Source organism: Streptomyces sp. NPDC003379 (assembly GCF_053589195.1).
This window is the reverse complement of the sequence record NZ_JBSFRK010000023.1, coordinates 95,222-108,378: the sequence shown is the minus strand read 5'-3', so window position 1 is coordinate 108,378 and position 13,157 is coordinate 95,222. Positions and strand designations below refer to the sequence as shown.

Here is a 13,157-nt window from a genome sequence, read left to right as displayed (position 1 = left end):
ACGTGGGGCGAGTCACTGACGATAACCGCTCAGGAAGCGGCCGATGCGGCTGATCGCCGCGTCGAGGTCGTCGGCGTGGGGGAGGGTGAGGATGCGGAAGTGGTCGGGGCGGGGCCAGTTGAAGCCGGTGCCCTGGACCACCTGGATCTTCTCCTGGAGGAGGAGGTCCAGGACGAACTTCTCGTCGTCGTGGATCGGATGGACCTTCGGGTCCAGCCGCGGGAAGGCGTACAGCGCGCCCTTCGGCTTGACGCAGGAGACCCCGGGGATCTCGTTCAGCTTCTCCCAGGCCCGGTCCCGCTGCTCGTACAACCGCCCTCCCGGCGCGGTGAGTTCGCGGATGGACTGGCGGCCGCCGAGCGCGGCCTGGATGGCGTACTGCGCGGGCGCGTTGGGGCACAGCCGCATGGAGGCGAGCATCGTCAGGCCCTCCAGATAGTTCCGCGCGTGCTGCCGCGGGCCGGTGACGACCAGCCAGCCGGACCGGAATCCGGCCACGCGGTACGTCTTCGACAGGCCGCAGAAGGTGAGGACGACGAGGTCGGGGGCGAGGGAGGCGACGCTGTGGTGCACGGCGTCGTCGTACAGGATCTGGTCGTAGATCTCGTCGGCGAAGACCATCAGGCCGTGCCGCCGGGCGAGATCGAGGATGCCCTCCAGGATCTCCTTCGGATAGACCGCGCCCGTGGGGTTGTTGGGGTTGATGATCACGACGGCCTTGGTCCGGTCGGTGATCTTCGACGCCATGTCGTCGAGGTCGGGATACCAGTCCGCGGACTCGTCGCACACATAGTGGACGGCCTTGCCTCCGGAGAGGGTCGTCACGGCGGTCCACAGGGGGAAGTCGGGGGCCGGGATGAGGACTTCGTCCCCGTCCTCCAGAAGAGCCTGCACCGCCATGGTGACCAGTTCGGACACGCCGTTGCCGAGGAAGACGTCGTCCACGGAGACCTCGTCGAGGCCGAGCGCCTGATAGCGCTGGGCGACGGCGCGCCGGGCGGAGAGGATGCCGCGCGAGTCCGTGTAGCCGTGCGCGTTCGGGAGCATCCGGATCATGTCCTGGACGATCTCCTCGGGCGCTTCGAAGCCGAAGAGCGCCGGGTTGCCCGTGTTCAGTCTGAGGACGCTGTGGCCCGCCTCCTCCAGGGCGTTGGCGTGCTCGATGACGGGGCCCCGGATCTCGTAACAGACCTCGCTGAGCTTGCTCGACTGCCGGAACTCCATGCGGTGCGCCTCCCGTGACGTGAGTTACTTGGTTTTACCAAGTCACACCTTGGGAAGTCCAACAACTTGTCTAGACTGCGTCACATGTCACCTCGCCGAAGCTACGACCAGTACTGCGCGGCAGCCCGGGCCCTGGACGCCGTGGGCGACCGCTGGACCCTGTTGGTCGTCAGGGAGCTGCTGGTCGGCCCCCGCCGCTACACCGACCTGCACGCGGACCTGCCGGGCGTCAGTACGGACGTCCTCGCCTCGCGCCTGAAGGACATGGAGCAGCAGGGCCTGACCACCCGCCGCCGACTGCCCCCGCCGGCGGCGGCGTACGTCTATGAACTCACTCCGAGAGGCAGGGAGTTGCTGCCGGTCCTCGAAGCCCTCGCCGCCTGGGGCGCACACGGCCTCGAAGAGCGCGGGCCCACCGACGCGGTCCGCGCCCACTGGTTCGCGCTCCCGCTGCTGCGGAGCCTCGTGCGGACGGGGGCCGAGGGCCTGGTGGAGGTACGGCTCGACGAGGGCCGCTTCCACGTCCGCCTCGCGGAGGGCGCCGACACCTACGGCGACGGCCCCGCCCCGGCCGAGCCCGACGCCACCCTCGCACTGGACGCCGCCACATGCGTGGCGGTGAGCCGCGGCGAACTCACCGTCGGGCAGGGCGTACGGGACGGGCGGATCGAGCTGTCCGGCGAGGGGGTCCTCGCCAAGGCGCTGCGCGAGACGTGACGGGCCCCTGCCCCCGGGAGTCCGGGGGCACCGGTCGGCTCAACCGCTCAGCGAATCCACCGGCTGGAGCGAGGGACGGCGGGCGGCCGCCTGCGCGAAGGCGAGCTCGCGCGCGGTGGCCATGTCGCTGAACGGAAGCAGCTCCCCGCGGACGGTCTGGTGCGGTTCGCTGCCCTTGCCGGCGATGAGGACGGTGTCCTGGGGGCCCGCCGCCGACAGGGCGAAGGCGATCGCCTCGCGACGGTCGGCGAGCCGCTCGAACGGGGTCCCGGTGGCGGCCAGACCGGGGGTGATCTCGTCGAGGATGGCCTCCGGGTCCTCGTCGCGCGGGTTGTCGGAGGTCAGGACGCACAGGTCGGAGTGGGCCCCGGCGATCCGCCCCATGTCGGCCCGCTTCGTGGTGTCCCGGTCGCCGCCGCAGCCGAAGACGGTGATCACCCGGCCGTGTGAGTAGCCGCGGATGGTGGCCAGGACCTTGTCCAGGGAGTCGGGGGAGTGGGCGTAGTCCACGATCACGGAGGTGCCGTCCGGGGTCTCGAAGCGTTCGAACCGGCCGGGAACGGGCGGCAGCTGACCGAGCGCGGCGACGAGGGCGTCCAGGCCGTGTCCGAGCACGTGGCAGGAGGCCAGCGTCGCGAGGGCGTTGGCCACCGAGTAGCTGCCCGGGAAGGGTATCGACGCCGGGTACGCGCGCCCCTCGTGATGGAGGGTGAACCGCGTCCCCGAGGCGCTCACGACGAGGTCCGTCGCGCGGTAGTCGGCCGGTACGTCGAGAGCGTACGTGGTCACCGCACCGGGCATCATCGCGGCGATCCCGGCACCTACCGGGTCGTCGGCGTTGACCACCGCGTGCCGGCACAGTCCCTGGAAGAGCCGGAGCTTGGCATCCCGGTAATCGGCCATCGTCCCGTGGTCGTCCAGGTGATCCTGCGTCAGGTTGGTGAACACCCCGACGTCGATGAACGTACGGTCCACCCGGTGCGTGAGAAGCGCCATGGAGGTGGCCTCAAGGACCACACTGCCGGTCGCGCGGTCCCGCATGTATCCCAGCAGGTACTGCAGGTCGGGCGACTCCGGGGTGGTGAGCACCGAACGCGGCATCGGGATCAGCTCGTCGCCGATCCGGCTGCCTGCCGTCCCGATGACTCCCACCTTCGCCCCGGCGGAGATCCGCAGGGTGGCTTCGACCATGTACGAGACGGACGTCTTTCCGTTGGTGCCGGTGATCGCCACCATGTCCATGTGCCGCCCCGGTTCACCGAAGTACCGGGAGGCCACCACCGCGGCCGCCCGTCGGGTGTCCGGCACCCGCACGGCACAGCCGGTCGCGGGCCACGGCAGCGCCTCCGGCAGCGGGTCCGCCCCTTCGACGAGGACGGCGACGGCGCCCCGCGCGAACGCGGCCGGCACCGAGCCCGGCCCGCCCTCCTGGTGTCCGGGCACGGCGACGAACACGGAACCGGGCACGACCCGGTCGACGTCGAAGGTCACGCCGGCGGTGATCGCGGTCGTGCCGGGGTCGCCCTGGAGTACGTGATGGTCGTGTCCGGCCAGCAATGCGCTCAGCTTCACAGTGGTCCCTTCGAGGTGGCGCGGCCCGGACGTGCGGTCGCAGCCAGGCGGCAGCACCGGCGGGGGCCGGGAAGCTGTGGTGGTGACGTGGAGCGGAAACGGAGATCGTCCGGCGGGCCGGGGCGGAGGCCCTGGACCCGGGGAAGAGAGCCGGGCGCGCGGCGTGGAGAGGCGGCGGGCCGGTACGAGAATCGCTAGCCGTGGTCGTGCAGTGCGACGACACGGGCATGGAGGGCCTGAGGTGTTCCCGCGAGGTCCACGAGATCCACGAGACCCATGAGACCCATGAGACCCATGAGATTCATGTGACTCATGAGCCCGAGTGTACGGCCGATCCACTACGGAGAGCCAACCGCCCGCCCGGACGGAGTCGTCCGGACGGGCGGGGGCGCTTCAGGAGGGGGGCGGCGAGGGTCATGCAGGGGGTGTGCCCCAGGTCGGTGTGGTGCCGAGGTAGGCGGGGACCCTTGGGGCGTCGGCGTACGACGTGTCTGTGGTGCGGCTGTAGTCGCCGATCTCGTTGAACGCCGACCAGTCGGACTTGTTCACCCGGAGCTGGATGTCACCGGTGTCCTTGCCGGCCGCCAGGGAGCCGCCGCCGAAGCCGACCTCCACGTAGGCGTCGGCGCCCGCTACCGGGGTGCTCAGTGGGACGACCTTGAGCTTGAGCCGGGAGCAGCCGACGGTCGCGTAGTCGCACACGGCGTTCACCGTGGGGGAGCCGCCGTCGCGGGTGAAGTAGTAGCGGGCCGTGACCTTGGTCAGGTCCAGGGAGCCGCTGCCCGTGTTGACGATCCGCAGGCCGGGACGGATGCCGTTGTCCGTGGCCGAGGAGTCGTTGTTCTTGTACCGGACCAACAGGTCCCCCGTCGGGTCGGGGTTTCCCCCGCCCGCGTCCGTGGTGACGCTCAGCGCGGCCGAGGACGCGGACGTGTTGCCCGTGGCGTCCCGCGCCCGCACGGTGTAGCTGTAGGCGGTGCTCGCGCTCAGACCGGTGTCGGAGTACGTGGTGCCCGACACCGGTGACGCGGCGACCTTGGCGCCGTCGCGGTAGACGTCGTACCCGCTCACTCCCACGTTGTCGGTGGACGCCGTCCAGGCCAGCGAGACGCTGCTCGCGGTCTTCGCCGTGGCCTTCAGGCCGGTCGGCGCGCTGGGGGCGGCGGTGTCGCCCGGGTCGGTGCCGCCCCCGGGCACGGCCGGGTGGGCGTTCTTCACCAGCATCGCGAACTGGTCGTGGAACCAGTGCCCGGCCAGCGGTGCGTCCGGCAGGGCGCCGGTCTTGCTGTTGCCCGCGTTGGGTGCGGTGTAGTCCGGGTCGCACATCGGGTCCTGGCGCTTGCCCTCGTCGTTCGGGATCTCCTTGCTGGCCCCGTCGGACTCACCCGGCGGCTTGATCCACAGGAAGGCGTCCAGGTGCGAGTCCGGGTGGCTGGACGGCGCACTCTGCGGGGGCTGTCCCAGACCCGCCCCGTCGACGTTGCACCACAGACCGCGATGCGTGCGCCGGTCGGCCTTGGACTCGGTGACGTAGGTGTCGAGGGTGGTGCTTGTGCTCTCGGCGGTCGGCCTGGCGGAGCCGCCCCAGCCGTTGCGGGAGGTGTCGACGACCATGCCGGTGGAGGCGGGCCAGCCGGCCGCGACCAGGGCCCGGTGCAGGTTCTTGGTGAAGTCCGACTCGTCGAAGTTGGGGTTCCACTCGTAGAACTTGCCGGACTTGACCATGTTGCCGCCGACCGTCTTGTCGGGGTCGGTCAGGAAGGGCTCTGCCAGCGGCGTGTAGTTGGAGACGTTCGTGATCAGCCCGTCGACGCTGCTCAGCCCGGCCGCTGTGCCCTTGGCGACGTCGGTGTACAGCTGTGCGGTCTGCGTGAGGTTCGTGTCCCAGCCGAGCCAGCCGGAGTGGGCGAAGTCCAGATAGGTGTAGACGTTGGGGATGGCGTGCAGCTTGTCCAGGGCGTACTGGGCGGCCTTGACGTAGATGCCGCTGCTCTTGGCCTGGGCGCACTCCGGGTCGGCGGTGTTGGTCACCAGGTTCGGCAGCCCGTCCGGCTCGATGACCGTCGTGATGCGGATGTCCCCGTACTTGGGGTTCTTGAAGACGTTCGCGATGACGTCGATGTAGTCGCTCTTGTAGCGGTCGAGGCCGGCCTGGGTGAGCGGCAGCTCGCCGTTGGAGGCCAGGGACGCGCAGTCCCGGCCGGGCAGGTCGTACACGACGAACGTGGCCGTGATCGGCTGCCCGGGCTTCTTCTGGGCCAGCGCCAGGTCGAGGTGGTCGGCCAGGCTCTTGCGGCCGGCGTTGGCGTCACCGCCGTGGATCGCCGCGATCCGGTCCAGCCAGACGGCGGTGGGATAGCTCTTGACCTTCTCCATCCTGGCCTTGAGCGCCGCGTCGGAGGTCTTGGCGATGGAACCCTCGACGCTGGTCGCGTAGTCCGGGTTGACGTAGAAGCTCGCCCCGGCGAACGGGTTGTCCACGTGTGCTTCCGCGGCGGCCGCGGGCTGTCCCGCGATCTGGCCGACCACCCCGAGCATCAGGGTGGCCAGTGCGGTGCCCAGAGCCGCTGACCATCGTCGGCGCGAGCGCCCCGGGCGTGGCTCGGCTGGTCTGTACGGGTCGGTCATCGTGTCTCCTCGGTTGTACGGTGCGGGTGGTGCCGGTCGTACGGTCCTGAGGGCGTCGGCGTGGGAGTCGTCGGCCCGGGCTACGGATTCCGTGTGGTGGCGTAGGACAGGCCGTATCCGTACGGGAAGAGCGCGGTCTTGCCGTCGCCGTCGTTGATGGGCTGCTGCGAGGCGCTGTTCATCCACGTCACCGGCAGCTTGCCGGTCGGGGCGTACGCGCCGAACAGCACGTCCGACACGCCGTTGCCCTCGGTGCCCGGCAACCACGCGGCCAACAGGGCCTTCCAGTCGGGCAGTTGCGCGGCGATGTCGAGCGGGCGACCGGAGACCAGGACCACCACGACGGGCACACCGCTCGCCTTGAGCCTGGCGAGGGTCTGGAGGTCCTCCTGGTCAAGGCCCATGCCGCCAGGACGGTCGCCCCGCCCCTCGGCGTACGGGGTCTCGCCGACGACGGCCACGGCTGCCGTGTAGCTGCCGTCGATCCCGTTGCCGTGGCGGTCGTAGGTGACCCGGGAGGAGTCGGTGACGGTCGACCGGATGCCCTGGAGGATGGTGGTGCCGGGCGTGATGGCGCCGCTGCGGCCCTGCCAGCTCATGGTCCAGCCGCCGCTCTGGTTGCCGATGTCGTCGGCGGACTTGCCGGCCACGAACAGCTTCGCGTTCCTCGCCAGCGGCAGGACGCCGCCACTGTTCTTCAGCAGCACCTGCGAGGCGCGTACGGCCTGCCGGGCCAGGGCGCGGTGCTCGGCGGAGCCGACCCCGGAGGTGTACGAGCGGTCGGTCAAGGGGCGCTCGAAGAGGCCGAGTTGAAACTTCTTGGTCAGGATGCGGCGGTTGGCGTCGTCGACGCGGGCCTGCGGGATACGGCCGGCGCCCACCTCGCCGCGCAGCAGGGTGAGGAACTTCCTGTAGTCGTGCGGGACCATCACCATGTCGACGCCCGCGTTGACGGCCCTGGTGATCTCGGCTCCGGTGAAGCCGCTCTGCCCGTCGAGCTGGTCGACCGCGGCCCAGTCGGAGACGACGAAGCCGTTGAAGCCGAGTTCGCCCTTGAGCACGTCGGTGACCAGGTACTTGTGGGCGTGCGATCGCACGCCGTTCCAGCTGCTGTACGAGAGCATCACCGAGCCCACGCCCCGCCGCACCGCCTCCTTGAACGGTGGCAGATGGACGGCGCGCAGCTCGGCCTCGGACAGCTCCGTGTTGCCCTGGTCGACCCCGCCGGTGGTGCCGCCGTCACCGAGGTAGTGCTTGGCGGTGGCGAGCACCGAGGCCGCATCCGCGCCCAGGGTCGCGCCCTGCATCCCGGTGACGAACGTCGTCATGGACGTGGCCAGTTCGGGCTTCTCGCCGAACGACTCGTAGGTCCGGCCCCACCGGTCGTCGCGGGCCACGCACAGGCAGGGCGCGAAGTCCCAGTCGATGCCGGTGCCCGCCATCTCCTCGGCCACCGTGCGGCCGACGCGCTGGACGAGGGCGGGGTCGCGGGTGGCGCCGAGGCCGATGTTGTGCGGGAAGATCGTGGCGCCGCGTACCGCGTTGTGGCCGTGCACCGCGTCGATGCCGTAAATCATCGGGATGCCGAGCGGGGTCGTCCGAGCGGTGCGCTGAAGTGCGTCGTAGGTGTCCGCCCAGGTCTGGGCGTTGTTGGGGCTGACGGTGGAGTCGCCTCCGGAGAGCACCGATCCGATGCGGTAGGTGGCGAGGTCGGAGGACGGGACGAGCGCGTCCTTCTCGATCTGCGTCATCTGGCCGATCTTGTCGTCGAGCGTCATCCGGGACAGCAGATCGGCGACGCGGTCGGGCACCGGCAGGGACGGGTCCTGATAGGGGAACCCGGCGGCGGTGACGGGAGGTTCGGAAGGCGGGGCGGCGGCGGTCGGCCCGGTCAGGGACAGCGCCACGGCGCACAACGCGGCGACGATCACCGGGCGCGGGCGGCGGGGGGACGACGAGCGGTTCATGCGGACAGGCCTTTCCGGGACGGTCGGCGCCGGGGGAGTCCCGGGGCCCGCCCTGTTGGCGCAGGGAGGAAGAGCGGGCCCCGGAGCGGGCGGGACGCGGCGGGCCCACCGGCCCGCCGGCCGGGTCACGCGACGGTGCAGGAGGTGCCGTTCAGGCTGAAGGCGGCCGGTTCGGCGAACGCGCCGCTGTAGGTCCCCTGGAATCCGAACGACTGGCTGCCGCCCGGCGCGATCCGCGCGTTGTGGGACAGGCCGCTCGCCGTGACCGCCCCCGACGACGGGGTGACGGACGCGTTCCAGGCGTTGGTGACCCGCTGGCCGGAGGGCAGGGTGAAGGCCAGCTTCCAGTTGTCGACGGCTGCCGAACCGGTGTTGCTCACGGTGACATCGGCGCTGAAGCCGCCCTGCCAGGTGTTCGTGCCGTACGCCACCTTGCACGCGGCCGGGCCGCCGGGGTCCGGGCCGGTGCCACCGGTGTTGACGGTCGACGAGAAGGAGTTCACCGAAAGGCCCGCGCCGTTCTGCCAGGGCTCGAAACCGGCCTGAACGCTCGTCAGGTACCAGTCGTTCTCAGCCATGCCGCGAGCGACGGCCTGCCGGACGAAGTCCATGACGTCGAAGCTCCAGCTGGTGATCGCCGACGGGGCGACGAAGGACAGCACGTCGTTGCCGCCGTTGTTCCCCGACCACACCTGCCAGGTGCGCCCGGCCACGGTGGCCGTCCCCACCTGGGAGCCTATGGGCTGGATCGGACCCACCTTGTTGGACCAGATCATGATCTCGGTCCGGTTCACGCCGTCCTTGCGCGGCGTCGGGTCGAGCCAGATGTCGTACGAGGCGTTGTAGACGGCGTCGCTGACATAGCCGTACGAGATGCTGGTGGGCGCGCTGGATACGGTGCTGAGCTGCGCCGGAAGGTTCGTGCCCGGTGAACAGTTGGTGTAGTGGCAGCCGTTGAAGATGGACGGGTACGACTTGGGGGCGCCGTTGGTCGGCACGGAACCGTCGGCCCGGGTGACCTTGAAGCCCGTGTCCGAGGCGGAGACGCACTGCGTTTCGCTGGTGCCCCAGCGGTTGTTCTGGACGACGTAGCGCCCCTGGACCGTGGTCGATCCGAACGGTTCGCAGATCGTGGTGTCGGCCTGCGCCGGTGCCGCCGTGGTGACCAGCGCGGCGACGACGGCGAGAGCCGTGAGGAGCGTTCCCAACAGTCCGCGCAGTGAGCGGATGTGATGCGGTGACGAGCGCATTCGGGGGCCTCTCGTGAGAGTGCGGGGGGCGAACCAGCGGGAGCGCTCCCCTCTGCCCCGTAATGGGAGCGCTCCCACTTGTGGTTCGGTCGTGGACTCTAAAAGGCTCACATGTCCCTGACAAGGGTGCGCACAGGGACCCGTCGAAGGAATTTCGAAGGGCCAGGTCAAGTGCGGTGCTCACAAGAGAGGTTCAAGGAGGCTCAAGGAGGTTCAGACTTGGGAGCGCTCCCGATGCGCCGAGGAGAGGCCACGCACGCCAAAAGGTGACGGACGGCTCAGGACGACGGATCAGGACGGGTCAGAACGGGTCAGGCGGAGTCACGGAGCACCAGCTCCGTGCGCAGGATGACGTGCCGCCAGGCCACCGCCGAGTCCTCCATCTCCTCCAGGAGCAGCCGCACCATGGTCCGGCCGATCTCCTCGATCGGCTGGCGCACCGTCGTCAACTTGGGGTCCGTGTGCTGCGCCAGCAGGAAGTCGTCGAACCCGATCACCGCGACGTCCTGCGGCACCCGGCGGCCCGCCGCGCGCAGGGCGTTCAGCGCTCCGGCGGCCATGGTGTCCGATGCGGCGAAGACGGCGTCGATCCCCGGTTCCCGCGCGATGATCTCGGCCATCGCCGCGCGTCCGCTCTGCTCGGTGAAGTCCCCTTCGACGACCCAGGACGGCCTGATGTCGACGCCCGCGCGGTCCAGCGCCTCGCGGTAGCCGCGCAACCGGCACTGGGCGACGTACATGTCCAGCGGACCGGTGATGGTCGCGACCGCGCCGCGGCCGCTGCCCAGCAGATGGTCGACGGCGCTCCGGGCGCCCCCGGTGTTGTCCGCGTCGACATAGGTGATGCTCTCGTCGCCCGAGCGCCGTCCCAGCATGACGGTGGGCAGCCCCGCGTCCGCGAGCATGTCGGGCAGGGGGTCCTGGTCGTGCACGGACATCAGCAGCACGCCGTCGACCCGGCCGCCGCGCGCGTACTCCACGAAGCGCCGCCGCTCGTCGTCCGTGCGCACCTGGGTGAGCAGCAGCTGCATCTTGGTGTCGGTCAGCGCGTCCCCGACGGAGCGGATGGTCTCCGAGAAGAACGGCTCCCCGAACTTCCGCCAGTCCGGTTCCGTCATGACCAGGGCGACCGCGTCCGCGCGACGCCCGGCCAGCGAACGGGCCGCCAGATTGGGCACGTACCCCAGCTCGGCGATGGCGCGCTGCACGGCATGGCGGGTCGTATCCTTCACGCCTGCCACGTTGTTGATGACACGGGAGACGGTGCCCCGCCCCACACCGGCGAGCGCGGCCACCTCCTCCAGGGTCGGCGCCGTGCCGGGGCGCTGCTTGCCCATGACCGTCTCCCCCCACCCACGAGAAGATCCGATCCTACGGCCAGGGCCGGCCGCGAACGACCAGTCCTGGCCCGTTGCGACTCGCGGCAGTCAGCGGCCGACGGCGCAGGCGTCCCCGTCGAGTGTGAACCGCGGCGGCGCCGACGAGTCACCGGTGTGGTCGGCGAGGTAGCCGAGGGTGACGCTCGCGCCGGGAGCGATCGTGGCGTTGTGAGGGGCGTTGGTGGCCGTGATGGTGTTGCTTCCCTGGGTGAGGTCGGTGTTCCAGTCGGAGATGACGGTCTGCCCGAGGGCCAGCGGGAACTCCAGTGTCCAGCCGTTCACAGGGGTCTTGCCGGTGTTGGTGACGGTGAGGTCGACCGTCGTGCCGGTGCCCCAGGTCTTCACGGTGCGGTCCACGCGGCAGGTGGGTTCCTCCCGTGCGAAGGACACGCGGTGCAGGCCGCCGGGCAGGTCGTTGACCACGTAGAACTCCCCGTCGACGGTGGTGCCGACCGATGTCACCTGGGTGGGCGTCCCGCCGATCTCGGCCTGCTCGTAGCCGCCTTCGCCGTCGGGGCGCAGCGCCCAGACCGTGGACGAGCAGTAGTCGGTGGCGATGTACGTGCCGCCGACGAGATCGGCGTATTTCCGGCCCCGGTAGACGTGACCGCCGATGACCGAGCAGCCGCCGGTGTACGGGGAGTAGGTGAAGACCGGCTCGGTGTGCTTCTCGCCGGGCACGCAGTGGCCGCCGTCGAACCGCTCCAGGCCCTCGTAGCAGGACCAGCCGAGGTTCAGCCCGCCCCGGCCGGGCGGGAGATGGTCGATCTCCTCCCAGCGGCCCTGGCCGACGTCGCCGATCCACATCGAGCCGTCGGCGCTGTCGAAGGAGAACCGCCACGGGTTGCGCAGCCCGTACAGCCAGATCTCGGGGCGGGCGCCCGGGGTGTCGACGAACGGGTTGCCGTCCGGGACGCAGTAGGCGAGCGGGGCGCAGGCGCGGCGCACGTCGATGCGCATGACCTTGCCAAGCAGGGTGTCAAGACGCTGCCCGGCGCGCAGGGGGTCCGCGGAGCCGCCGCCGTCGCCGATGCTCCAGTACAGGTTTTCGTCGGGGCCGAACGCGAGCTGGCCGCCATTGTGATTGCTGTACTCGGCGTGCGGCTGGGAGAGCAGGACCTCCAGGCGGGACTCGTCGAGCCGGTAGCGGGCGAGAGTGACCGCGCCGTCGGGCAGTGCCGTGTACGCCAGGTACAGGTGATGGCTGACAGCGAAGTCGGGCGGGACGGCGATGCCGAGCAGGCCGCGCTCGTTGCCCGATTCGTCCACGGCCGGCGTGATGTCGATGAGCGGGTCCCGGGCCAGGCCGGTGTCCGGGTGGTAGACGCGTACGGTGCCGGACTTCTCGGTGATGAACAGCCGGTCCGTGCCGTCGTCGGGGGCGACGAGGGCGGTGGGCCGTCTCAGCCCGGAGGCGACCTGGGTGGTGGTCGCACGGAGCGACGGCAGGGGCACGGGCGAGGCCGTCGCTGTGGGGGGAGCCGCCGCGAGGGACTGGGTCCCGGCGACGGGCGGCAAGGTGAGGGCGGTCAACAGGAGGGGCAGCAGAAGAGGCCAGGTCCAGCGGCGTCGTGACATATCGGCTCCAGAGGCGGAGCGCGCCAGTGCGCCGGGACGCGGACGGCCCGGCGCACCGACACGGTCAGCGGAAGTTCACATCACTGCAGAGGAAATACGTCTGGTCCATGTGCGAGGCCTGCCAGACCGTGTAGACGACATGGCGACCGCTGTAACCGGACGTGCTCACCGGGATCGAGTAGTTCTGGCTGGGCGCGTACTTGCCGGTGCGGGCCACCAGTTCGAGGTCGCTCCAGCGCAGCGGCTGGGTGGTGGGGTCGAAGCCCTGCCGGGTGACGTAGACCAGGAAGTAGTCCGCGCCGTGACTGGCCTGGTCGTACAGCTTGACGTCGAAGTCGGCCCCGACGTCCTTGGTCTTCCACGGGCCCACGGCGTCCAGCGAGTTGTAGCGGCCGCCCTCGGTCCGGCCGCCGCTGCACAGCTGACCGTCAGGGACGACCGCCTGGAAGTTGCCGCCGGAGCCGTTGCGGTACAGCCCGTTCCAGTTCCACATGGCGTTGGGGTTGGCCTGCCACGCCTGCCAGCACATGGGGTCCTCCTGGGCCATGGCCGGATTCTGGAAGTCGCTGCCCCAGCGCAGCCAGCAGCCGTAGTTGCGCGATCCCGGGTCGACGACCGACCCGTGGGCCACGGCGGTGCCGCTCCAGGGGAGCAGGCTGAGCAGCACCGCGACGAAGGTGCTCAGGACGAGCGGCAGACGGCCCCGCGACAGACGGCCCCGCGACAGACGACGACGCGGCAGACGACGACGCACGCTATGGACATGCGCATGACAATCCATGATCTCCTTCTTTCCGTGACGGAATGTTGGATTCCTGTGTGGGGGGGGGCGTTCGCATGCC

At 70.3% G+C, this 13,157-nt stretch carries 9 protein-coding genes; 1 reads left to right on the top strand and 8 read right to left on the bottom strand.

Annotated elements, in window-relative coordinates; all coding sequences use genetic code 11:
* Window positions 1–12 precede the first annotated feature (12 nt).
* Window positions 13–1,224: a pyridoxal phosphate-dependent aminotransferase gene (locus ACWDVB_RS23390; protein WP_451517648.1), complete on the bottom strand. Its 1,212-nt coding sequence runs from the start codon at window positions 1,222–1,224 to the stop codon at window positions 13–15.
* Window positions 1,225–1,308: 84 nt separating this feature from the next.
* Here ACWDVB_RS23390 and ACWDVB_RS23385 point away from each other — a divergent pair, with 84 nt between their 5' ends.
* The gene (locus ACWDVB_RS23385; RefSeq protein WP_451517647.1) at window positions 1,309–1,941 is read left to right on the top strand and encodes a winged helix-turn-helix transcriptional regulator; all 633 of its coding nucleotides are present in this window, start codon (window positions 1,309–1,311) and stop codon (window positions 1,939–1,941) included.
* A gap of 39 nt (window positions 1,942–1,980) precedes the next feature.
* Here ACWDVB_RS23385 and ACWDVB_RS23380 read toward each other — a convergent pair whose 3' ends face one another.
* From ACWDVB_RS23380 to ACWDVB_RS23350, 7 genes are all read right to left on the bottom strand, one after another.
* A complete protein-coding gene (locus tag ACWDVB_RS23380; protein WP_451517646.1) occupies window positions 1,981–3,513 on the bottom strand; it encodes a UDP-N-acetylmuramoyl-L-alanyl-D-glutamate--2,6-diaminopimelate ligase in 1,533 nt (510 codons plus the stop codon).
* 414 nt (window positions 3,514–3,927) lie between these two features.
* On the bottom strand, window positions 3,928–6,141 hold the full coding sequence (locus ACWDVB_RS23375; protein ID WP_451517645.1) for a glycoside hydrolase family 6 protein: 2,214 nt from the start codon (window positions 6,139–6,141) through the stop codon (window positions 3,928–3,930).
* 80 nt (window positions 6,142–6,221) lie between these two features.
* Complete coding sequence (locus ACWDVB_RS23370) at window positions 6,222–8,108, bottom strand: glycoside hydrolase family 3 protein (protein WP_451517644.1); 1,887 nt, start codon at window positions 8,106–8,108, stop codon at window positions 6,222–6,224.
* A gap of 125 nt (window positions 8,109–8,233) precedes the next feature.
* On the bottom strand, window positions 8,234–9,358 hold the full coding sequence (locus ACWDVB_RS23365; RefSeq protein WP_451517643.1) for a GH12 family glycosyl hydrolase domain-containing protein: 1,125 nt from the start codon (window positions 9,356–9,358) through the stop codon (window positions 8,234–8,236).
* A gap of 311 nt (window positions 9,359–9,669) precedes the next feature.
* Window positions 9,670–10,695 (bottom strand): LacI family DNA-binding transcriptional regulator, encoded by a 1,026-nt coding sequence (locus ACWDVB_RS23360; RefSeq protein ID WP_451517642.1) that lies wholly within the window; start codon window positions 10,693–10,695, stop codon window positions 9,670–9,672.
* A gap of 90 nt (window positions 10,696–10,785) precedes the next feature.
* Window positions 10,786–12,315 carry a PQQ-dependent sugar dehydrogenase gene (locus ACWDVB_RS23355; protein WP_451517641.1) on the bottom strand — a complete coding sequence of 510 codons (1,530 nt, stop codon included), beginning with the start codon at window positions 12,313–12,315 and terminating at the stop codon, window positions 10,786–10,788.
* Window positions 12,316–12,379: 64 nt separating this feature from the next.
* Entirely contained in the window at window positions 12,380–13,096 is a 717-nt protein-coding gene (locus ACWDVB_RS23350) for a lytic polysaccharide monooxygenase auxiliary activity family 9 protein (RefSeq protein ID WP_451517640.1), read from the bottom strand.
* Window positions 13,097–13,157 lie beyond the last annotated feature (61 nt).

What these genes read in the sequence shown, in the direction of transcription:
- ACWDVB_RS23390 (WP_451517648.1), bottom strand. Translation starts at nt 1,224, where the DNA reads ATGGAGTTCCGGCAGTCGAGCAAGCTCAGCGAGGTCTGTTACGAGATC.
- ACWDVB_RS23385 (WP_451517647.1), top strand. Translation starts at nt 1,309, where the DNA reads ATGTCACCTCGCCGAAGCTACGACCAGTACTGCGCGGCAGCCCGGGCC.
- ACWDVB_RS23375 (WP_451517645.1), bottom strand. Translation starts at nt 6,141, where the DNA reads ATGACCGACCCGTACAGACCAGCCGAGCCACGCCCGGGGCGCTCGCGC.
- ACWDVB_RS23370 (WP_451517644.1), bottom strand. Translation starts at nt 8,108, where the DNA reads ATGAACCGCTCGTCGTCCCCCCGCCGCCCGCGCCCGGTGATCGTCGCC.
- ACWDVB_RS23365 (WP_451517643.1), bottom strand. Translation starts at nt 9,358, where the DNA reads ATGCGCTCGTCACCGCATCACATCCGCTCACTGCGCGGACTGTTGGGA.
- ACWDVB_RS23360 (WP_451517642.1), bottom strand. Translation starts at nt 10,695, where the DNA reads ATGGGCAAGCAGCGCCCCGGCACGGCGCCGACCCTGGAGGAGGTGGCC.
- ACWDVB_RS23355 (WP_451517641.1), bottom strand. Translation starts at nt 12,315, where the DNA reads ATGTCACGACGCCGCTGGACCTGGCCTCTTCTGCTGCCCCTCCTGTTG.
- ACWDVB_RS23350 (WP_451517640.1), bottom strand. Translation starts at nt 13,096, where the DNA reads ATGGATTGTCATGCGCATGTCCATAGCGTGCGTCGTCGTCTGCCGCGT.